The organism is Tessaracoccus sp. OH4464_COT-324 (assembly GCF_003932855.1).
Classification (GTDB): Bacteria; Actinomycetota; Actinomycetes; order Propionibacteriales; family Propionibacteriaceae; genus Arachnia.
Window position 1 is genome coordinate 1 of sequence record NZ_RQYZ01000029.1, and the last position, 20,408, is coordinate 20,408.

The window sequence follows — 20,408 nt, forward strand, 5'->3', positions numbered from 1 at the left end:
CGTCGTCGGCCAGCCCGGGGACGCCCCCGCAGCCCCCGCTCCCGAGCCGCCAGCGGCACCGGAGCCTGCCGCACCCGCACCGGCCCCCGCCGCACCCGCACCGGCCCCCGCCGCTCCCGCACCGGCCCCCGCCGCACCCGCTCCCGCACCGCAGGCCGTCGTGCAGCATTCGCCGGCAGTGGAGGCCGCGGCGCGGCGCGCCGTCGAGGCTGAAGGCGTCTATGTCACCCCGCTGGTTCGCAAGCTGGCTAAGGAGCACGGCGTCGACCTGGCCACGCTCAGCGGCACCGGGGTGGGTGGCCGGATCCGCAAGCAGGACGTTCTCGACGCGGCTGCCAGGGCCGCCGCTCCCGTGAGTCCCGCGCCCGCAGCGCCGGCTGCTGCCCCCGCCGCGCCGAAGCCCGTGGCGCCCGAGGCAAGCTCTGTGCGCGGCACCACCGAGAAGATCTCCCGCCTGCGCAAGACCATCGCGAACCGGATGACGCAGTCCCTGCAGGTTTCGGCGCAGCTGACCGCCACCGTCGAGGTGGATCTGAGCGCCGTCAGCCGGATCCGTAAGAGCGTGAAGGAGGATTTCAAGCGCCGAGAGGGCACGTCGCTGTCCTACCTGCCGTTCATCACCTTGGCCACCATCGAGGCGCTCAAGTCCTTCCCCACCGTCAACGCGACGATGGATCTGGAGGCCGGCACCGTCACCTACGCCGACGGCGAGCACATCGGTATCGCTGTGGACACACCTCGCGGCCTGCTCGTGCCGGTGGTGAAAAACGCCGGGGAGCTGAACCTGACAGGGCTCGCCAAGAAGATCAACGACCTGGCTGCGCGCACCCGCGAGGGCAAGGTCGGCCCAGACGATCTCTCGGGCAGCACCTTCACGATCACCAACTACGGTTCCGCCGGCACCTTGTTCGACACCCCGATCATCAACCAGCCGGAGGTGGCGATCTTGGGCACCGGGGCGCTGGTGAAGCGGCCGATCGTCGTCGTGGATCAGTTCGGCGGGGAGACCATCGCCGTGCGCGACATGATGTACCTCTCCCTCACCTACGATCACCGCCTGATTGACGGTGCGGTAGCCGCCCGCTTCCTGTCTGCTGTCAAGACGCGCCTGGAAGAGGGTGATTTCGGAGCCGAGTTCGGCCTCTGACCAAGCCCGCTTCGGGCGGCGGCTTCCTGTGGGAGGTCGCCGCCCGATTTTTTTTACTCGCCCTCTTGACTCCGGGCCTGCGGCCAAGTTATTGTGGGAGCGCTCCCACAGATTAGCAGCAACCGCGCCGTGAAAGGCGGGAGTTCAACCGACACATTCCGTACAATTCCACAGCTAGAGCACCCACAAAGTTCGTGGGTGCGCTCCCATAGGAGGTCCGATGTTTCCCCTTCCTACGCTCAGCCGCCGCGGGCTGTTGACCGCCCTCGGCCTCGGCCTCGGCAGCACCCTGACCGCCTGCGGCGGCAGCTCCACGCCCGTGAACCACGTGACGCTGGGCTCCTACCAGTCCGACGACGTCCCCCGAAAGGCCATGACGGAGATGATCGCCGGCTTCCCCGGAGAAGTGAAGATCAACACCGTCCAGCACGAGACCTTCAAAGAAGGCATCAACAACTACCTGCAGGGCAACCCCGACGACGTGTTCACCTGGTTCGCCGGCTACCGGGCCCGATACTTCGCCCAGCGAGGGCTGGTCAGCGACATCTCCGACGTGTGGGCCACGCTCGACGGCATGCCCGCGTCCATGAAATCCGCGTCCTCCGACGCAGAGGGCCGCCAAATCTTCCTCCCCATGACCTACTACCCCTGGGCCGTCTTCTACCGCCCCAGCCTGTTCCAGGAGCGGGGCTACACCGCGCCCAAAACCCTCGACGAGTGGCTCGCCCTCTCCGAGCGGATGCGCGCAGACGGCCTCGCCCCCATCGCATTCGCCGACAAGGACGGCTGGGAGGCAATGGGCACCTTCGACATGCTCAACCTGCGCGTCAACGGCTACGACTTCCACGTCGCGCTCATGGCGGGAAGGGAGGCCTGGGACGGCGAGAAGGTGAAGAAGGTGTTCCAGGTCTGGAAGCAGCTCCTCCCCTTCCATCAGGCCGATGCCCTCGGCCGCACCTGGCAGGAGGCCGCACAGGGGCTCGTGCAGAACCAATCCGGCGTCTACCTGATGGGCCTGTTCCTCCAGCAGCAGTTCGCAGCCGCCGGCATCGAGGACGACCTCGATTTCTTCACCTTCCCCGAGGTCGATTCCGCAATCGGTGCGAAGGTGGTGGAGGCCCCGGTCGACGGCTTCATGCTCTCCAGCAGGCCCAAGAACCCCGGGCTGGCCAAGGAACTCCTCACCTACCTCGGATCGCCGGCGGCCGTGAACGTTCTCACCAAAGCCGACACGTCGATGATCGCCGCCAACTCCGCGGCGGACCGCAGCAGCTATAACGCGCTCCAGCTCAAGGCGGTGAAGCTCATCGAGGAGGCCGAGGATCTCTCCCAGTTCCTCGACCGCGACTCGCGGCCGGACTTCGCCAACACCGTCGTCGGCCCGGCCCTCCAATCGTTCATCAGAGACCCCGAGCAGCTGGATTCCATCCTGTCCAACGTCGAGGCCCAGAAGAAGTCCATCTTCGCGGGCGAGTGAATCGGAACCATCATGAGCAAGAAACGCACTGCCAACCGCACGGGAGTCCGGCTGCCGCTGCGCGACAAGCTGGTGCTCACCCTGATGCTGAGCGTACCGCTGGTCACCGTGCTGGTGCTGATCTGGGGACCAGCGCTCACCACCGTCGGCTTGTCCTTCACCTCGTGGGATGGCGTTGGCGGCCTAGATACGATCAGCTGGGTCGGCGCCCAGAACTACGTGGACCTGGCCACCATCTACCCGCCCTTCTGGCCCGCGCTCATGCACAACCTAATCTGGTTGGTTGTGCTGTTCGCGGTATTCACGCCCCTCGGGATGCTGCTGGCCGTTTTCCTCGACAAGGAGCTGCGCGGCACCCGGTTTTACCAGACCTCCATTTACCTGCCCGTGGTCCTTTCGGCCGCGCTCGTCGGCTTCATCTGGCAGCTCATGTACAGCCGCGACCAAGGGCTGATCAACGCCATCCTGGGCACCAGCATCGACTGGTACGGCGACTCGTCGGTCAACCTGTGGGCCGCGATGCTCGCCAACGGCTGGCGCCACGTCGGCTACATCATGCTGCTCTACCTCTCCGGGCTGAAGGGCGTTGACCCCAGCATTCGGGAGGCGGCCGCGATCGACGGCGCCACCCCTGTGAAGACCTACCTACAGGTGATCTTCCCCGTGATGCGCCCCATCAACATCATCGTGCTCAGCATCACATTCATCGAGGGCCTCCGCGCGTTCGACCTGGCCTGGATCATCAACCGAGGCCGCAATGGCTTGGAGCTGATCTCCACGCTCGTCACGACGAACGTCATCGGCGAAGCCAGCCGAATCGGCTTCGGATCGGCCCTGGCCACGATCATGCTGCTGATCAGCTCAGTGTTCATCGTCATCCAACTGCGCGTCGTCATGAAGGGAGACTGAGATGACTCAGCAACAAGAACGAAAGCGACGCTCGTCGGCCCGACCGACGCGGATCGCCCTCTACGCGGTGCTCATCGCCACTTCCCTCGTCTGGCTTTTTCCGCTGCTGTGGGCGCTGTTCAACTCCTTCCGAGACTACGGGTACACCTTGCAGCACGGATATCTGTCCTTCGGTGGATTCACATTCGACAACTACATAAACGCCTGGGAACGGGGCGGATTCACCAACAGCTTCCTCAATTCGCTCATCATCACGCTCGGCGCCGTAATTCTCACCCTGGCGCTGTCCTCGTGTGCGGCGTTCGTCCTGGCTCGTTACAGCTTCCGGTTCAACCTGACCATGCTAGCCGTGTTCGTCGCGGCAAACCTGCTGCCTCCGCAGTCGCTGTTGATCCCGATCTACCGCATGTTCCGATCGGTGGAGCTACCGCTTGCGCTGTCCGATTCCGGCAGCCTGCTGGACTCCCACGCGGGTGTGATACTCATCAACGTCGCTTTTCAGACCGGCTTCTGCACGTTCGTGCTGAGCAACTACATGAAGACGCTCCCCCCGGCGATCTACGAGTCGGCCATGCTCGACGGGGCGTCGGCCTGGCGGCAGTTCTACGGCCTGACCCTGCCGCTGCTCAGGCCGCCACTCGCGGCGCTAGCCACCCTGCAGACCGCCTGGATCTACAACGAATTCTTCTGGGCGACAGTACTCATGCAAACCGGCGACAAATACCCCGTGACCAGTTCTCTGAATAACCTGAAGGGCGCATTCTTCACAGATTACAACCTCCTGTCCGCCGGCTCGATCATTGCGGCATTGCCCGTGCTGCTAGTGTTCTTCGTACTGCAGAAACAGTTCGTTGCCGGACTCACGCTGGGGGCGACCAAGGGTTAGAGTCGAGCTTGATTCACGAGTTGTTTATCAACTGTCCAGCGTCACCGGGCGGAGGCAAAAATGGGTAACACGATCGAGGATGTAGCTCGCGTTGCGGGCGTGTCCCGCAGCACCGTCAGCCGCGTGCTCAACGGTTCACCCAAAGTCTCCCCCGCAGCCCGTGCAGCGGTCGAGCGTGCTGTCAAGGAGACCGGGTTCCGGCTCAACTCGCACGCCCGATCGCTGGCCACGGGGCGCAACCACGCCGTCGCGGTGCTCATCACCCAACCGGCCGATGAACTATTCGACGACCCGACCCTTCGTGAGCTACTGAAAGGCATCTCGTCCGGCTTCGGCGACCACACCGACGCACTGATCCTGCTCCTGGCCGGCAGCGAGCTGGAGCGCCGTCGAGCAGCCTCGTTCCTGGACCAGCGGCGGCTCGACGGCGTCGTGCACCTCACCCCGCACCTCGAGGAACCCCTGCTGGAACAGCTGGTGCAACGCGAACTGCCCGTCGTCGCCTGTGGCAGGCTCCCGGCCGACATCGCCGGCCCAAGGATCCGCACGGTGGCCGTAGACGACTACGCCGGCGCCGCAGCCGCCGCCAGCCTGCTCAAAGCCCGGGGCGCTAATCGCCCGGCCCTGATCACCGGTCCCGCGGACGCCCCGGGCAGCCAGGAACGGCTCCGCGGCGTGCGCGACGCCCTCTGCGAGCTGTTCCGCCCGGAGCTTGTGCGCTACGGCGACTACACCGCCCCCTCCGGTCAACGCCTGGCCGCGGAACTCCTGGATGCTGACCCCGCGATCGACGCCATCTTCTGCGCGTCCGACCGCATGGCCTACGGCGCCTGGCTCGAACTGCAGCGACGCGGCAGACGAATCCCCGACGAGGTGCAGCTGACCGGCTTCGACGGCCACAGCATCGGCACGGAAATGCGCCCAACGCTCACCACCGTCGCTCAGCCCATTCAGCGAGTCGGCCACGAGGCCATCACCATGCTGCGCGAACTGATTGACGGACGCGACCCCGGCCACCGCTTCTTCCCGACCGAACTCATCATCCGCGGCTCTACTCGGCCAGCCGCCCCGACAGAAGGCAACCAATGACCCTCACCGAACGTACCCTGGCTGCACTCGACGCGACCACGCCTGGCGACGGGGTGCCCGCCCGGTCCTGGCGTGCCGAGCCCCAAATCCTCGACCTCAGCGGACCCTGGCGCTTCCACTACTCACCCGGGGTGCGCGTCGCGCCCGAGGCGTGCCACGTCGAGAACTACGACGACAGCACGTGGGACACCCTCGCAGTGCCCGGGCACTGGGTGCTCGCACCCGGGCACCCCTACGGCAAACCGCACTACACCAACATCCAACTGCCCATCCCCATGGACCCGCCGCACACGCCCGACGACAACGGCATCGGCGACTACCGTCGCGACTTCGAGCTGCCCGAGGCCTGGCGCGGCCAGCAGATCCTGCTGCGCTTCGACGGGGTCGAGTCGATCGGAATCGTGCACGTCAACGGGCGGGAGGTGGGGGTGGTTCGCGGCTCCCGGCTCACCACAGAGCTGGACATCACCGACGTGGTTCGCGCCGGTCACAACGCTCTCCACGTGCGCGTGGCCCAGTTCTCGGCCCAGACCTACGTCGAGGATCAGGACCAGTGGTGGTTGCCCGGCATCTTTCGGGCGGTCGCCATCGTGGCTCGGCCCGCCGGCGGAATCAACGATTTCTGCATCACAGCCGACTTCGACCACCGTAGCGGCACCGGAAGGCTAGCCGTCGAGGCCCAAGCGAGCTTCCCACTGACGCTGGCGGTGCCCGAACTCGACGTCAACGTCACTTGGGACAGCCCCGACGACGTACAGCCCGTGCCCGTCGGCCCGGTAGAACCCTGGAGTCCCGACTCCCCCAGGCTATACGCAGCCACCCTCTCGAACAGCCACGAGACCGCGCACACCCGGGTGGGGTTCCGCACCGTCCGCATCGTCGGCAACCAATGGCTCATCAACGGCACGAAGGTGCGCATCCGCGGCGTCAACCGACACGAGTACCATCCCGAACTCGGCCGCGTCTTCGACGAAGATTCGGCCCGCGCCGGGCTGATCGAGATGAAGCGCGCCAACATCAACGCGATCCGTACCGCGCACTACCCGCCTCATCCGCGGCTGTTCGACCTGACCGACGAACTGGGCTTCTGGGTGATGGCCGAATGCGACCTGGAGACGCACGCGTTCCTCGACTACGACTGGGAACATAACCCCACCGACGACCCTGCGTGGCGTGCCGCTCTGGTGCAACGGATGCGACGCATGGTGTTGCGCGACCGCAACCACCCGTCGATTATCTGCTGGAGCCTGGGAAACGAATCCGGCACCGGGGCGAACCTTGCAGCAATGGCCGAGGAGGCTCACCGGCTGGACCCGACGCGGCCAGTGCACTACGAGAACGACTACGAAGCCGCCTACACCGACCTGGTGAGCCGCATGTACCCGCCGCCTGCGGAGATGGCAGCTATGAGCGCAGGCACCGCCGACGCCTACGCACCGCATCCGGCCGCAGCCGCCCGCTTCAGCGACAAGCCAAAGATCCTGTGTGAGTTTGCCCATGCCATGGGCAACGGAGCGGGCGCGGTGGGCGAATACGTGACACTGTTCGAGACACTCGCCGACTGGCACGGCGGTTTCGTGTGGGAATGGCGCGACCACGGGCTGGCCACCACCACCGACGACGGCGTGCCCTTCCATGCCTACGGCGGCGACTTCGGCGAGCTGAACCACGACGGCAACTTCGTCCTCGACGGGCTGCTCACTTCCGACGGTGTCCCCTCGCCAATGCTGGCCGAGGTGGCACAGCAGTTCTCGCCCGTCGTGGTGACGCTCGCGGAGGGCTCGCTGGTGGTCGAGAATCGCTTCCACGCCTCCGGCACTGACCACCTGAGATTCCGCTGGCGCTGGGAAGTGGCGGGTGAGTTGCGCGCCGATGGGGAACTTCCCGTCGCGGTTGCAGCCAATTCGTCGGCCGAGCTGCCGTTGCCCGAACTGCCCGGCTCGGCCACCGTCGAGCGGGACTCCTTCCTGACGATTTTCGTCGAGGAACGCGCCGACCGGCCCTGGGCGACGGCTGGCCATCGGGTGTACGTCGCGCAGTTCCGGCTGGATCGCTGCCCGCCACCGGTCCTCCCGCGCCCGACGGCGGCGCCGCTCGTGCGCGGCCACGTGCACGTCGGACCCGCCCAGCTGTGCCCGCACACCGGAAGGCTGCTGGCGCTCGGCGACATCGCTGTGGCTGAGGCAGGGGTCGAGCTTTGGCGGGCACCCACCGACAACGATGCTGCGGGCCACTTCGGTTCCTTCGAGCTGGCCAATTACTTCGCGACGAATGGCTTCGGCGCGCCCGGGCCCTCGTCGGCCGAACGGTGGCGCGCGCAAGGCCTGGACCGGCTGCTAGCCCGCACCACCCTGATCGAACTCGCCGGCGACGACTTCGTCGTGGTGCAACGGCTGATGGCCGCGCAGTCCCGGCACGGCGCCGAGGTCACCTACCGGTGGCGGCGCGTAGGAGACGCCGCAGCCTGCAAGCTCTTGGTGGCCCCAATCCGGCTGCGTACCGACGTCACCTGGCCACGCATCGGATTCCATCTGCTGCTGCCCGGCGGCTTCGACGAGGCCCGGTGGTTTGGCGGCGGGCCGGGAGAATCCTACCCCGATTCGCGGGCGGCCTCCATCGTCGCGGAACACGAGAGCCTCGTTGACGACCTCACCTTCCGCTACGCGATGCCGCAGGAGACCGGGCACCGCGAACAGCTGCGAAGATTGGTCCTCTCCGGCGAAGCGGGCCGGCTCGCATGGCGCACTTTCGGCCCCGACCTGCCCGGCTTCACGCTGGGGCGGCACGACGCCCACGAGCTTACCCGCGCCACCCATCAGCACGAGCTGCCGCCCAGCAGGGGTACCCACCTATACCTGGACGCGGCTGTGCACGGCCTGGGCAGCCGAGCTTGCGGCCCCGATGTGCTGCCCCAACACGCGCTATGGCCGCGGGCTGCGGAGTTCGGGTTCCTGGTCGAAGTGGGCTGAATCAGCGGCCGAGAGCGTCGGCTGCAGTGGCTCCGTCTCCTAGTAGCGCTTGTGGCTTGCCAATAGCCCGGTCCCCCCTGGGTTTCCAGGCCGCGTTGCCGGTACTCGCGGCCCACCGAGTAGAGCCACCCGAACAGGTTTTCCTGTCGCGGCGCGCCGCCTGAACTGCTCCTCGTACGCCGATCCAGACCAGGCACCTCCCCGGAGCCGGGTTCGGCCTCCTTGGACAGGTCGAACCCGGCTGCAGTGACACAGTCGTCGACACGTACCCGCACCTCCTTCACCTTCGGGTGCACCTTGGTACGGTCCGTAGTTTCGGCGAGCACCTTCTCCAACTGATGAGTCAGTTCGGAGAACCACCCGTAGTCGCCGACCACTCGACGTTGGGCTTCTCCCCCGCAGCTGCACCTCCGGGTCGGGTTGCCAGCGTTGTCCGCCACCGAGTCACCGCCCGGCTGGGCGTCATCGGCATCGGTCCCGTGCATCACCGCGTGCTCGTGGTCGTCGTTGGGCGCTCGTTCGCCCCACTCACCCAGGGAAAGCTCCAGTTGGTTCTCCTCGCCCCTCGCCCCCGGGCCCTCCAGATCGCCGTAGCGCACCCACATTCCCTCCAAGCTGGTCAGCAGCTTGTTGCCACTGGCTTGTGCCCACTGGTGATCTCTCCCACCTGGCCAGGCACTCACTCTCGTACTTCGCGATGGCATGCGCAATCGTCTCGTGCTCCGTCTGCTTCGGGACATAGGCGACCAGCGGCATCTCTCTGCGCGAATCGCGTGGCCGTCGGCGTCTACTCGACGACCACCTCATCTTCCAAGCGGCTCCCGGCGGTGTAGACCGTCCGCAGCGTCGCCGCACCAGCCCGGCCAAGCGGGACACCGGCATCGTTTCCCTCCTCTTGCAGAACCTGCTCAGGCCAAGCCAGCGCCCTAAGGACCTTCTCAGGCCGCGAATCTTACCCGGAGCACCCCGTGACGCGGCCCGAAGGCCCAAGCGAGCATGAACACGGCCGTCGCCACGAGTACGATGGTGCCGCCGGTGGGCACGTCCAGGGCCCAGGAGAGGTAGAGGCCGACGAAAGCACTGAGCGCGCCTATCGTCGCTGCCGCGAACATCATGGGCAGCAGCCGGTCAGTGAGCATTCGGGCAGCCGCCGCCGGGGTGACGAGCAGCGCCAGCACGAGGATGTTTCCGATGGTTTGGATACTCATCACCACAGCGAGGGTAACCAACACGTAAAGGATGACGTCCAGCATCAGCACCGGCAGCCCTGCGGAGCGGGCATACTCCCGGTCGAGGCTGACCGCCACCAGCTCCTTGTGGAAGGCGGCGGCCACGAGAAGCACGGCCAAGGCCATGATGAGCGAGAACAGCACGGTCTCGTCGGGGATGCCAGTGATGGAGCCGAACAGGAAGGAGGTGAGCGAGCCCGCGTAGCCGGGCGCGAGCGAGATCACGACGATGCCTAGCGCGAAGGCCGCCACGAAGAACACCCCGATCACCGAATCCTCACGCAACCGCTTGGTCTGGGAAAACAGCGCGATGAGCACTGCGGTGACGACCCCGGCCACGATGCCACCCACCAGCAGCGAGCCTTGCAGTACGAAGGCCACCGCGATGCCAGGGAAGACTGAGTGGGAGACGGCATCGCCGATGAACGTCATGCCGCGCAGCACAACGTGCGAACCGATCACCCCGCAGACGATCGCCGCGAGCACCGAGACGAGGAGCGCCTTCGGCAGGAACGCGAGCATCGGGTTCATCAGGTCGGCCAGGAAGTCCAGTGGGGTTAGCATGTCGCTCCCCCCAGCAGGGCACCAGCTCCCGCGAGGCCGACCTGCTTGAGCAGCGGCGACTGGTCGCTCACCTCGAAGGTACGTTTCCAGGCCTCCGCGTCGCGCAGTCGCGCCGGCTCACCGCTGGCCACCACGCGGCGGTTGACGAGCGTCACCTCGTCGCACACCACCATCGCGTGGGTGAGGTCGTGGGTGGACATGAAAAGCGTCGTGCCGTCTTCGGCCAGCCCCCGGAACAGGGCGGTAAGCAGTTCCTGGGTGGGCATGTCGAGGCCGGTGAACGGCTCGTCGAGTAGCAGCAGTTGAGGCCGGCGGGCCAGGGCGCGCGCGATCATCACGCGCTGCCGCTGCCCACCCGACATCTCGGAGATCGGTCGGTTGCGCAGGTCAGTCATCCGCACTCTGCCGAGCGCTTCCGCGACCGCCTCGTAATGTCGGCGCTTCGGCCAGCGCAGCCAACCGATCTGCTTGGTTAGACCGGTCATCACCACTTCCTGGGCGGTGATCGGGAAGTCCCACATGACGTCATGCCGCTGGGGCACGTAGCCCACGCCGCCCGGGGTCTCGATGGCGCCGCTGGCGGGGATCAGTCGCATGATGGCGCGAAACAGCGTGGTCTTGCCGGCCCCGTTCGGTCCGAGCAGGCCGTGGATGCGGCCGGTGGTGAGCCGCAGGGAAACATCGGTGAGCACCTGCCGCCCGCCGAGGCTCACATTCAGCCCTGTGATACCCAGCGCGGTCTCACTCATCGAACACCGCCCTCTCGATGGCGCCCTGGCGCCTGCGGATGAGGATGAATCCGACGATGGCTGCCGTCGCGACCACCCCTACCGCCGCGCCCACGATCCACGTCGTGGGGTTGCCAGGCGAAGCAGGCTCGGTCTGCGGGCTGTGGGTGTTGTTCGCCGCTGGGCGCGTGGGCTCGGCGGCGGGTGCCTCGCTCGCCGCACTCTGCCCGCTGGCGGTTGCCGACGGCGTGTCGCTCGGCTGGGCCGGGAAGGCTGCCTGGGCGTCGGTCTCGTCGCCCACGGCGAAGATGAGGCGCGCGTCGGCGGAGCGCGGCTGCCCGTCGACGCCGTCGGCGAGGATCTTCAGGTCGACGGCGTAGGTTCCGGCCGCGGTGAAGACCCAGTTGGCGTGCGTGTGCGTGTTCAGGTCCACCCAGACATCGGCCGGCTGACTGCCATCGAAGAGCACCTGGGGTTCCGCGAAGTTTCCGGGCTGGATGAACAGACTCATGCGGCCGTCGCCGTCGAGGCGCTGGGCGCGCTCGAAGCGCATGGTGACGCCCCGCTGGATGGCGCTCACCACCTCCGGGTGCTGTGTGCTCCATCCCAACCAGACGACGCCCGGCACCTCGGTCTGCGGCACCACCCAGACCCGTTCCCCGGGCTGGGCCCCGGTGAAGGCGTACAGGGGGTCATCGGGCAGTTCTAGGATCGCCTGGTCACGTACCCGGAGCACGACATCACTGAGTTCGCGCCACACGGGTTTGCCGTTTTCCAACGCGGCGGTGTCGTCTCGGGCGAGCAGACGCCAGTCCCCCGCCACCAGCCGCGGCCCGAGGTCGATGTGGCCCGCCTCCAACACCACGCGCTCGTGGCGAATCTCCTCGTCCGCGAGCACCTGCTGCTGCAGTGCGGGGTCGTCGGAGCCCAGTTCCGGCGGAGTTGGCGGGGTGGTCGACGCCCCTGCAATCATCGGTAGGCTGCCCAGCAGCAGCGCGGCGGCGGTAGCCAGCATTCTTCTCATCTGTCGTCCTTCAGGTCGTGGTCGCCGAGCGGTTGCCCGCCCAGGCAGCGGGCCAACGAATCCGCGTTGGCGCGCATCATGTCTGGATAGGTGGTCACTTTCCGGGTGAACGCGTCTCCCCAGATACGGCACACGGAGGTGCCGGTTTGCTTGGCCGCGCCGATCAGGGCGTGCGAATGTTGGGTGGCGTTGGGTTCGATGAACACGGCGGGCAGGTTCAGATCCGCCAGCGTCCGGGTGAGGCGCCGCTGGTCAGCTGCGGACGGTTCCTGCACGGGCGACGGCGCTACCACCGCGGCGATCTGGAGGCCGTAGCGGTGGGCCAGGTAGCCGTAGGCGTCGTGCGTGGTCACGAGATGTCGGTTGGCTTCCGGGATGGTAGCCACAGAGCGCTGCACATAGTCGTGCACCTGGTCGAGTTCGGCCAGGGTGGCACGCGCGTTGTCCCGGTAAGCGGTCGCGTTGGCCGGGTCTGCTGCGATCAGCTGGTCGCGGATCACTTCGACGTAGGCCTGCGCGTTGCGCACGTCCTGCCAGAGGTGCGGGTCGATCTCCCCATGCACATGCTTGCCTAGCACGGCCTGCGGCAGCTGGTAGACATCGGCGCCGGGGCGGGCGATGAAGCGATAGCTGGGATCCGCCGGTACCGGAAGCAACGCCTTGCTTGGCACGTGGATGACCACGTCGTCGATGGCCGCCTGGCCCAGGCCCAAAGCGTCACCGCCTGCGATCTGGTCGCTGAACACCGCCAGCCTGCCCTGGGTTAGGTCCGCGGTGATGTCGGCGTGGCCCTCGCGCAGCACCACCTTCTTGCCAAGCGTGGTCGGGTCCACGCCGACGGCGACGGCGAGCCTGCCGGTCAGCTGGTTGCGGGGTCGGGATCCCGGATCAGCCACGTAGTGGGAGTGGAAGGTGAGTTCGTACACCCCCGGCTCGGTGAAGGCCCAGCTCATGTGTGTGTGGGCGTCCATCGGCAGGGAGGTCAGATCACCCGTGTAGCCGCGCGCCGGATCGAATCCGTCGGCAGAGTTGAACACCCCGATCGGGTTTCCGAAGGTGCCGGTCACGAACCCATGCACGGCGCCCGGCCCGTCGGCCTGGATCATCGCGAGTTCCACGGCTGAGGATCGCGTAGCGCCCTCGACGGTGCCGTGCACCCGCAGTCCGAGCCAGACGGTGTCCAGAGAGTGGTTCTCCACCAGCGGGATGATCTCCGCCGAGTAGCCGCTCGCTTCCTCGGCGAGCGCGATGTGTTTGGCGGTGGCGGGCAGGTTGGCGTCGATGGTGCGGATCAGCGATTGTTCCTCCAGCATGAGGTAGTTGGAGAATGCGATCCGGGCGTTCACGATGTCGCGGACATCACGCAGGCTGGGCTCGTACGTGTGCGGGTCGGCGCCGGGCGGCACCAGCCCGACGACGTGCGCGTGGTCGCCCGCCACCCGGCTGGTCAGGTCGGTGAGGATGCCGGTGGTGGCCACTACGGTCAGTCGGTCGTCCTCCGCGGCCGACGGGGTGCGGCCGGGCAGCACGATGATGGCGGCCAGGGCGAACCCGGCCGCCATCAGTTTCGCCAGCCTCACCGGCGTGCTCGACGCAGTGTGGCCACCCCCAGCAGCCCGACCATCAGCAGAGCGGGCCACCGGCCGGGCTCGCCGTCGTCGACGCCCGCGCGCGGCATGCCGCGCTTCGGCTTGCACGGCTGCCCCTTGGAGTCGGTCCACTTGGCTTCCTTGATCATGTGCTTGCCGTCTTTGACGAACACGTCACCCTCGCCCGCCTTGTCCTCGGTGAGCGTGATCTTCCCGGTCGGCGCGGCATCGGCTCCACCCACGGTGCGGGTGAACCACCGCTTGCCGACCACCTGACCGAAGTTTCCGGAGGTGAAAACCGCGACGTTGCCCGGCCCCGAGGCGGAGACCAGCGTGAAAGTGACGTCACCGGCGCTGCCTGCGAGCAGGCTCTCGTGCTGGGTGTTGGTGCCCAGCCAGGGAACACCGGACACCTGCGTCGAGGCGATCATCCAAACCTGCTGCCCGGCGGGTGCAACGAACTCGATGCCTGCCGGCGCGGTCGCCTTGGCAGCGTCGCCGAGCACGAAGGTGTTCGCCGACGGCGCAACCCACTGGGCCGGCGAGGATCGGTCATCCTTCACCATGGCCACGAGCTTTCCGTCAACGACGTGACTGCCGAAGTCGAAGTGCCCGGAGGTGGCGCCGTTGCCCGAGCCGACGAGGAACCGTAGCGTGGCGGTGGCCGACAGCGGCTTCCCCTCCTTGTCCCGGGTGGACTGGCGGATGGTGAGCTTGTACTCTCCAGGGGCCGAGAACACCCAGTTGGGGTGCACGTGAGTGTTGGCCGGTACGGTGACGGAGCCGCCCGCTTTGCCGCCGCGTTTGCCGCCCTTGAGGGCCTGCTGCACTTCGGCTTCGGTTGCCTCACGGATCACGCTCGACTTGGTACAGTCGTCGGTTGCGCTTGCCGGAGCGGGCTCGTTCGCCGAGGCGGGTTGTTTCCTGCCCGGGTTAAGTGCGGTCGGGACGTCCTGCGGCGTCTGGCCGCCCGGGGTGTTCGGTGCCGGCTCGTCGGGTGATCCGCTTGGCTGCGCCAGGTAGCCCTGGCCGCGGAAATGGTCGCCGACTGTGAAGGTGTAAGTTGCGGGCCGCGAGCTGATCGGCTGCCCGTTGACGCTGCCCGTGGCCTGCACGGTGAACTTGTACACGCCCGCCAGCGGGAACACCCAGTTGGCGTGCACGTGGGCGGGGTTGGCTACGGTGATCGTCGCACCCGCGCGCAGCGCGGTCTCATTGTTGTCGAGCAGCGGCCGTACCCCGGGCGGGAGCTGCCCGACGCTGGAGGAACCGAACGCGCTCTGGCTGTACAGATGGACCGCGTCGGGGCCGGTCACGTCAGTGAAGACCAGCTGAATGCTCGGGTCGACGCCACCGCCCTGGGTACCCATGGTGTCCCAGCCCGGCCAGAGCAGCTGTGGATTTTGGGTCATGGGCAGCACGTATCCCTTGGGCGCGCCAGGCCACCCGTCAGGGATGCGGTCGGTGAGCGCGAGTGACTTGATGTGCAGCTCCACCTCTTCGGGCTTGCGCACCACATGGCTTCCCGTCACGTCTTCCTTGAGCGCCAGGGCAAGCGCACCGTCGCGCGCGGTCACGTCAAACGCGTCCACGTGGCCGTGGTCGATGATGACGGTGTTCCTGGCCGGCGCGGGATCCTGCGGTGGGGTGGGTTCAGGCTCTGCAGGCTGAGACGGCTCCCCACCAGGCTGACCCGGCTCCGCAGGCTGAGACGGCTCCCCACCAGGCTGACCCGGCTCCCCACCAGGCTGACCCGGCTCCGCAGGCTGAGACGGCTCCCCACCAGGCTGACCCGGGCTGCCGCCCGGCGGAGTCGGTTCTCCTTCATCCGGCTGCTTGTTGTGGCCGCGGCCGCGGTAGCTGTCGCCCACAGTGAAGGTGTAGGTGCGCAACTCGCTTACCTGCTGTTCACCGGACTTGCTGCCTTGTGCCTTCGCCTTCAGCTGGTACACGCCCTCCGCAGTGAAGACCCAGTTGGCGTGGGTGTGCCCCGGGAACTCCTGTCGGATGACGGAGCCATCGACGATCCGCGTGCCGCCATCGCTAAGCAGCGACTTAGGGTCGGCCGCGAAGGGGTTCACGCCGAAAACGTGGATCTCCCCAGGCCCGCTCACGCTGTCGAAGACGATATCGATAGGACCATAGCCCTCGCCCTGGGTGGCCAGCGTGTCCCAGCCCGGCCACAGCAGCTGCGGATCCTGCGGATTGGGCAGGAGGTGGGCCTCAGGCGCGCCGGGGAATCCCTCGGGGATCTTCACCCTGGCTAGCGATTTGACGTGCAGTTCCACCTCTTCAGGTTCACGCAGCACGTGGCTACCGGTGATGTCCTCCTTCAGGTTGAGCGCCAGCGCGCCGTTCGCGACATGCACGTTGAACATGTCCACGTGCCCGTGGTCGAAAACGACAGGGTCGTTGGCGGCGGCGGTCGGCACGAAAGCGGCGGCCAGCGCGGCCACCAGTCCGGCGGCGGCCGTGCGCAGCCCGCCAGTTCGAGTACTGAGACTCATGGGTGCTTCTCCAAATCCATCGACTACACGACAATCATTATCATTATCCAGCCCGGTTGGCCAACCCGGCCGAACTGTCGAATCACGCCCGGGGGCGTAAGCTGGCGCGGTGCTGACGTTTGAGAAGGTTGGGATTGGCCGCGGCGACGCCGACTACGAGGACACCTGGGCGCTGCAACGAACCGTACACACGCAGGTGGCCGCGGGCGAGCGCGCGGGTCATATCCTGCTGGTCGAGCACTCCCCCGTGTACACCGCCGGGCGGCGCACCGCCGACGAACTCAAGCCCCGCGACGGCACCCCGGTGATCAACGTGGATCGCGGCGGGCTGATCACCTACCACGGACCGGGACAGCTCGTCGGCTATCCGATCGTACGCCTGGCCGACGGGGTCGGGGTCGTCGACTACGTGCGCAAGCTGGAGAGCGCGATCATCGCCCTACTCGCCGACTACGGCCTGGGCGCCGGGCGCGTCAAGGGCCGCACCGGCGTCTGGCTACCCGCCACCGCGTCGCGCCTGGAACGCAAGATCTGCGCCATCGGCGTGCGGGTGCAGCGTCGCACTACGATGCACGGGTTCGCGCTGAACGTCCAGCCGAGCACCGAACGCTTCGCCAACATCGTGCCCTGCGGCATCTCCGACGCCGACGTCACCTCGATCGCCGAGGAGCTGCCCGGTCAGTGGAGCGTCGATCGCGTGGCCGACGATCTGATACCGCACCTGCGCGCGGCGCTGAGGGACGGGTGCGGAAGTGGCGTTTGATTTCTCGGCGAGTAGGGTTGAGCCGTGACTGTGCAGCCAGAAGGACGCAAACTGCTTCGCATCGAGGCAAAGAACGCCCAGACCCCCATCGAGCGCAAGCCGGAGTGGATCCGCACCCGGGCGAAAATGGGTCCCAACTACAGCGACCTGCAAAAGATCGTCCGCACGGGCGACGTGCACACCGTCTGCCAGGAAGCCGGCTGTCCCAACATCTACGAATGTTGGGAGGACCGCGAATCCACCTTCCTCATAGGCGGCGACCAGTGCACCAGGCGCTGCGACTTCTGCCAAATCACCTCGGCGAAGCCGGAGGGCTACGACCCGTCCGAGCCGCTGCGCGTCGCCGCCTCGGTGAAGAAGCTGGGGCTGCGCTACGCCACGGTCACCGGCGTTTGTCGCGACGATCTGCCCGACGAAGGGGCCTGGCTCTACGCGGAGACCATCCGCCAGATCCACGCCGTCAACCCCGGAGTCGGCGTCGAAATGCTGGCTCCCGACTTCTCGGGCAAGGCGGAACTGCTGCAGCAGGTGTTCGACGCCGACCCGCAGGTTTTCGCGCACAACGTCGAGACCGTGCCGCGGATCTTCAAGCGCATCCGCCCAGGTTTCCGCTACGAGCGTTCCCTGGACGTGTTGCGCCTGTCGCGCAATCAGGGTCTGGTGACCAAGTCAAACCTGATCCTGGGCATGGGCGAGACCCGCGAGGAGATTTCCACGGCGCTGCGCGATCTGTTCGACGCGGGTGCCGAACTGATCACCATCACGCAGTACCTGCGCCCCAACGCCACCCTGCATCCGATTGACCGCTGGGTGACCCCCGAAGAGTTCGCCGAGCTGGAGCAAGAAGCCAAGGAAATCGGATATTCTGGGGTGTTGTCCGGGCCGCTGGTGCGGTCCTCCTACCGAGCGGGTCGCCTTTATCGCACCGCTATGGAAGCCCGAAAGAAGTGAGCTAGGGAGAACTGTGGCGAAGAGCGAACGCGCGAAGGCACTCGCGGAGAAGCAGAAAGCGGAAATCAAGGCCCGCAAACTGGCAAAAAAGAACTCGACCAACCCTAAAGACTGGGGAACGTTCCGGCAGGTCAAGGAGGTCTACCGGATCACGAGAGAGCACGACGAGAAGCTGCCGATGGTGCTGCTTGCCTCGTTCCTCGTGCCTTTCCTGGCGGTGTTCGGTTTCGCGCTCTGGCTCAACTGGGGCAGCTGGCTCGGCATCCTGCTGTGGAGCGTCACGGCCGTCTTCGTCGGGCTGGTCGCGGTGCTGCTGGTACTGACTCGGCGCGCGAAGCGCGGCACCTACAAGCGTTACGAGGGGCAGGCCGGCTCGGCCGAGGTTGCCCTGTCCATGCTGCCCGGCAAGAAATGGCACTCCACACCCGCCATCGCGGTCACCCGCCACATGGATGTGGTACACCGCACCCTGGGCCCGGGTGGGCTGATCCTGATCGGCGACGGTGAGCCCGGCCGGCTGAAGGCGCTGCTCGCCAGCGAGCGTAAGAAACACGACCAGATCCTCTACGGCGTGCAGGCCCAGGTCATCCAAATGGGTGAGCGCGAGGGCCAGGTGTCGCTGGATAAGCTCGCCGATCACATCCGCAAGCTGCCCAAGCAGCTCACCGACTCCCAGATCGATGAGGCGAAGCAGCGGCTGCGTTCGCTGGACCAGATGCGCCCCAAGGCCCCCATCCCCAAGGGGCCGGTCAACCTCAAGGGGGCTCACAAGGCGATGCGCGGTCGCTAAAGTGGCCAATCTGGTCAATGCCGAGGGCGTCAGCCACAGCTTCGGCACTCGTCTCCTGCTCGACGGCGTTTCCCTCGGCCTGGGCGCGGGCGAGGTCATCGGTGTCGTGGGCCGCAACGGCGACGGCAAGACCACCCTGCTGCGCGTGCTGACTGGGGAACTCCAGCCTGACTCAGGGCGAGTTACCATCGCCAACTCCGCCTCGATCGGGGTGCTCGCCCAGTCGCAGGTGGGCGCGGACTCCGACACCGTCCGCGACATCGCGCTGCACGGGGAACCAGACCACGTTCACGCCCGTAACGCCGCCCACCGGGGTGTCGTGGAGGCGCTGCTGCCCGGCATCGACTTGGATCGCACGCTCGGTACGCTCTCCGGCGGCGAACGGCGCAGGGTGGCTCTCGTCGCCGTGCTGCTCGGCTCCCACGACCTGGTCGTGCTCGACGAGCCCACGAACCACCTGGATGTCGAGGCGATCGCTTTCCTCGCCGAGCATCTCCGGGCGCGCACCCGCGCCGGCCTGGCGATGCTGGTGGTCTCCCACGACCGCTGGTTCCTGGACGCGGTGTGCACCCGCGTCTGGGAGGTGCACGACGGCATGGTCGATGCCTACGACGGGGGTTATGCAGCTTACGTTCTGGCCCGCGTAGAGCGCCAGCGCCAGGCCGCCGCGAACGAGGCGCGCCGCAGGAACCTAGCCCGAAAGGAACTGGCCTGGCTACGCCGCGGCGCGCCCGCGCGGACGTCGAAACCGAAGTTTCGCATCGAGGCCGCCAACGAGCTGATCAAGAACGAGCCTCCCCCACGCGACAAGCTGCAGCTGGAACGCTTCGCCACCGCCCGGCTCGGGAAGGACGTGTTCGACCTGATCAACGTGCACTACCGCGTCGGCGACAGGCCGCTGCTGAGTTCGCTCAGCTGGTCCATCGGCCCCGGGGATCGCATCGGCATCGTAGGCGTGAACGGCGCGGGGAAAACATCGCTGCTTGACCTGCTCGCCGGAAAGCGGCAACCGAGTTCGGGCAAGGTCAAACGTGGCCAGACTATCCGGCTGGGTTACCTCTCCCAGGCGGTGGCGGAACTCGATGAGCGAGACCAGGTGTTGCAAAGCGTACAGCGGCTGAAGCAGGAGACCAGGCTTGCCACCGGTCGCGACGCGACCGCGGCCAACCTGCTGGAAGACTTCGGCTTCACCGGTGACAAGCTCACCGCCCGCATCGGCGACTTGTCTGGCGGCGAGCGTCGTCGTCTACAGTTTCTGCGGCTGTTGATCTCCGAACCCAACGTGCTCATCCTCGACGAGCCGACGAACGATCTAGACATCGACACGTTGACGGTAGTCGAGGACTATCTGGACACCTGGCCGGGCACGCTGATCGTCGTCTCGCACGACCGCTACTTCCTCGAACGCGTCACGGATGTCTCGTACGCACTGCTGGGCGACGGTAGTTGTGTCCTGCTGCCCGGAGGTGTGGACGAGTATCTGGCCAGGCGGCGCTCCGCACAGGCCACTGCCCCGGCCCAGCAGGCCAGGTCCCCGCGGTCGTCCGACGCAGCGGCCAGCCGAGCGCGGCGGAAGCAGCTCGCCAAGGTGGAAGGACAGCTAGGGAAGCTCGACGAGCGGATCACCACGGTACACGAGCGGATGTCGGCGGTCGGCGCGGACTACGTCCGCCTGGCGGAGCTGAACGACGAATTGCAGCAGTTGGAGGAGCAAAAGGGCGAACTAGAGGAGCACTGGCTGGAACTCAGCGAACTCCTCGAATCCTGATCCATCGCCCTGCCGAAT

The 20,408-nt window shown here is 66.8% G+C and carries 15 protein-coding genes and 1 pseudogene; 11 read left to right on the forward strand and 5 right to left on the reverse strand.

What is annotated here, in order from left to right:
- The 7 genes and pseudogenes from sucB to EII42_RS11480 form a co-directional block, all read left to right on the forward strand.
- A partial coding sequence (gene sucB / locus EII42_RS11455; RefSeq protein ID WP_125172282.1) for a 2-oxoglutarate dehydrogenase, E2 component, dihydrolipoamide succinyltransferase occupies window positions 1-1,147 on the forward strand: 1,147 nt, incomplete at its 5' end.
- A gap of 220 nt (window positions 1,148-1,367) precedes the next feature.
- Complete coding sequence (locus tag EII42_RS11460; protein ID WP_125172283.1) at window positions 1,368-2,624, forward strand: ABC transporter substrate-binding protein; 1,257 nt, start codon at window positions 1,368-1,370, stop codon at window positions 2,622-2,624.
- Between the two features lie 12 nt (window positions 2,625-2,636).
- A complete protein-coding gene (locus EII42_RS11465; protein WP_125172284.1) occupies window positions 2,637-3,533 on the forward strand; it encodes a carbohydrate ABC transporter permease in 897 nt (298 codons plus the stop codon).
- 1 nt (window position 3,534) lies between these two features.
- The gene (locus tag EII42_RS11470) at window positions 3,535-4,419 is read left to right on the forward strand and encodes a carbohydrate ABC transporter permease (protein WP_125172285.1); all 885 of its coding nucleotides are present in this window, start codon (window positions 3,535-3,537) and stop codon (window positions 4,417-4,419) included.
- A 51-nt stretch (window positions 4,420-4,470) separates the two neighbouring features.
- A pseudogene (locus tag EII42_RS13880) lies at window positions 4,471-4,614 on the forward strand (LacI family DNA-binding transcriptional regulator); the annotation flags it as partial.
- A gap of 57 nt (window positions 4,615-4,671) precedes the next feature.
- Window positions 4,672-5,508, forward strand: a complete 837-nt coding sequence (locus EII42_RS11475) for a LacI family DNA-binding transcriptional regulator (protein WP_370318124.1) — start codon at window positions 4,672-4,674, stop codon at window positions 5,506-5,508.
- Window positions 5,505-8,477: a glycoside hydrolase family 2 TIM barrel-domain containing protein gene (locus tag EII42_RS11480; RefSeq protein WP_125172287.1), complete on the forward strand. Its 2,973-nt coding sequence runs from the start codon at window positions 5,505-5,507 to the stop codon at window positions 8,475-8,477. The genes EII42_RS11475 and EII42_RS11480 overlap by 4 nt, the downstream gene beginning before the upstream one ends.
- A 938-nt stretch (window positions 8,478-9,415) precedes the next feature.
- Here EII42_RS11480 and EII42_RS11485 read toward each other — a convergent pair.
- From EII42_RS11485 to EII42_RS11505, 5 genes are read right to left on the reverse strand one after another with little or no spacing between them, the layout of a single operon-like run.
- Window positions 9,416-10,270: an anchored repeat-type ABC transporter permease subunit gene (locus tag EII42_RS11485; protein WP_125172288.1), complete on the reverse strand. Its 855-nt coding sequence runs from the start codon at window positions 10,268-10,270 to the stop codon at window positions 9,416-9,418.
- Window positions 10,264-11,019: an anchored repeat-type ABC transporter ATP-binding subunit gene (locus tag EII42_RS11490; RefSeq protein WP_125172289.1), complete on the reverse strand. Its 756-nt coding sequence runs from the start codon at window positions 11,017-11,019 to the stop codon at window positions 10,264-10,266. Before EII42_RS11490 ends, EII42_RS11485 begins: the two co-directional genes overlap by 7 nt.
- Window positions 11,012-12,022: a choice-of-anchor M domain-containing protein gene (locus tag EII42_RS11495; RefSeq protein WP_125172290.1), complete on the reverse strand. Its 1,011-nt coding sequence runs from the start codon at window positions 12,020-12,022 to the stop codon at window positions 11,012-11,014. Before EII42_RS11495 ends, EII42_RS11490 begins: the two co-directional genes overlap by 8 nt.
- Window positions 12,019-13,584 (reverse strand): anchored repeat ABC transporter, substrate-binding protein, encoded by a 1,566-nt coding sequence (locus tag EII42_RS11500; RefSeq protein ID WP_125172303.1) that lies wholly within the window; start codon window positions 13,582-13,584, stop codon window positions 12,019-12,021. Before EII42_RS11500 ends, EII42_RS11495 begins: the two co-directional genes overlap by 4 nt.
- Window positions 13,585-13,598: 14 nt before the next feature.
- Window positions 13,599-16,118, reverse strand: a complete 2,520-nt coding sequence (locus EII42_RS11505) for a choice-of-anchor M domain-containing protein (protein WP_125172291.1) — start codon at window positions 16,116-16,118, stop codon at window positions 13,599-13,601.
- Window positions 16,119-16,227: 109 nt separating this feature from the next.
- Between EII42_RS11505 and lipB the strand changes: the two genes are divergently transcribed.
- Genes lipB through EII42_RS11525 form a run of 4 tightly spaced genes read left to right on the forward strand, consistent with a single transcriptional unit; the run spans window position 16,228 to window position 20,390 of the window.
- Window positions 16,228-16,881 carry a lipoyl(octanoyl) transferase LipB gene (gene lipB / locus EII42_RS11510; protein WP_199729871.1) on the forward strand — a complete coding sequence of 218 codons (654 nt, stop codon included), beginning with the start codon at window positions 16,228-16,230 and terminating at the stop codon, window positions 16,879-16,881.
- Between the two features lie 24 nt (window positions 16,882-16,905).
- Window positions 16,906-17,832, forward strand: a complete 927-nt coding sequence (locus EII42_RS11515) for a lipoyl synthase (protein WP_125172292.1) — start codon at window positions 16,906-16,908, stop codon at window positions 17,830-17,832.
- 13 nt (window positions 17,833-17,845) lie between these two features.
- Entirely contained in the window at window positions 17,846-18,622 is a 777-nt protein-coding gene (locus EII42_RS11520; protein ID WP_125172293.1) for a DUF4191 domain-containing protein, read from the forward strand.
- A gap of 1 nt (window position 18,623) precedes the next feature.
- Window positions 18,624-20,390 carry an ABC-F family ATP-binding cassette domain-containing protein gene (locus tag EII42_RS11525; RefSeq protein WP_125172294.1) on the forward strand — a complete coding sequence of 589 codons (1,767 nt, stop codon included), beginning with the start codon at window positions 18,624-18,626 and terminating at the stop codon, window positions 20,388-20,390.
- Window positions 20,391-20,408: the final 18 nt, after the last annotated feature.

Bases quoted from the DNA above. Each gene is read 5' to 3' on its own strand.
- EII42_RS11495 (WP_125172290.1), bottom strand. From the start codon at position 12,022: ATGAGAAGAATGCTGGCTACCGCCGCCGCGCTGCTGCTGGGCAGCCTA.
- EII42_RS11465 (WP_125172284.1), top strand. From the start codon at position 2,637: ATGAGCAAGAAACGCACTGCCAACCGCACGGGAGTCCGGCTGCCGCTG.
- EII42_RS11485 (WP_125172288.1), bottom strand. From the start codon at position 10,270: ATGCTAACCCCACTGGACTTCCTGGCCGACCTGATGAACCCGATGCTC.
- EII42_RS11470 (WP_125172285.1), top strand. From the start codon at position 3,535: ATGACTCAGCAACAAGAACGAAAGCGACGCTCGTCGGCCCGACCGACG.
- EII42_RS11500 (WP_125172303.1), bottom strand. From the start codon at position 13,584: ATGGCGGCCGGGTTCGCCCTGGCCGCCATCATCGTGCTGCCCGGCCGC.
- EII42_RS11490 (WP_125172289.1), bottom strand. From the start codon at position 11,019: ATGAGTGAGACCGCGCTGGGTATCACAGGGCTGAATGTGAGCCTCGGC.
- EII42_RS11460 (WP_125172283.1), top strand. From the start codon at position 1,368: ATGTTTCCCCTTCCTACGCTCAGCCGCCGCGGGCTGTTGACCGCCCTC.
- EII42_RS11480 (WP_125172287.1), top strand. From the start codon at position 5,505: ATGACCCTCACCGAACGTACCCTGGCTGCACTCGACGCGACCACGCCT.
- EII42_RS11505 (WP_125172291.1), bottom strand. From the start codon at position 16,118: ATGAGTCTCAGTACTCGAACTGGCGGGCTGCGCACGGCCGCCGCCGGA.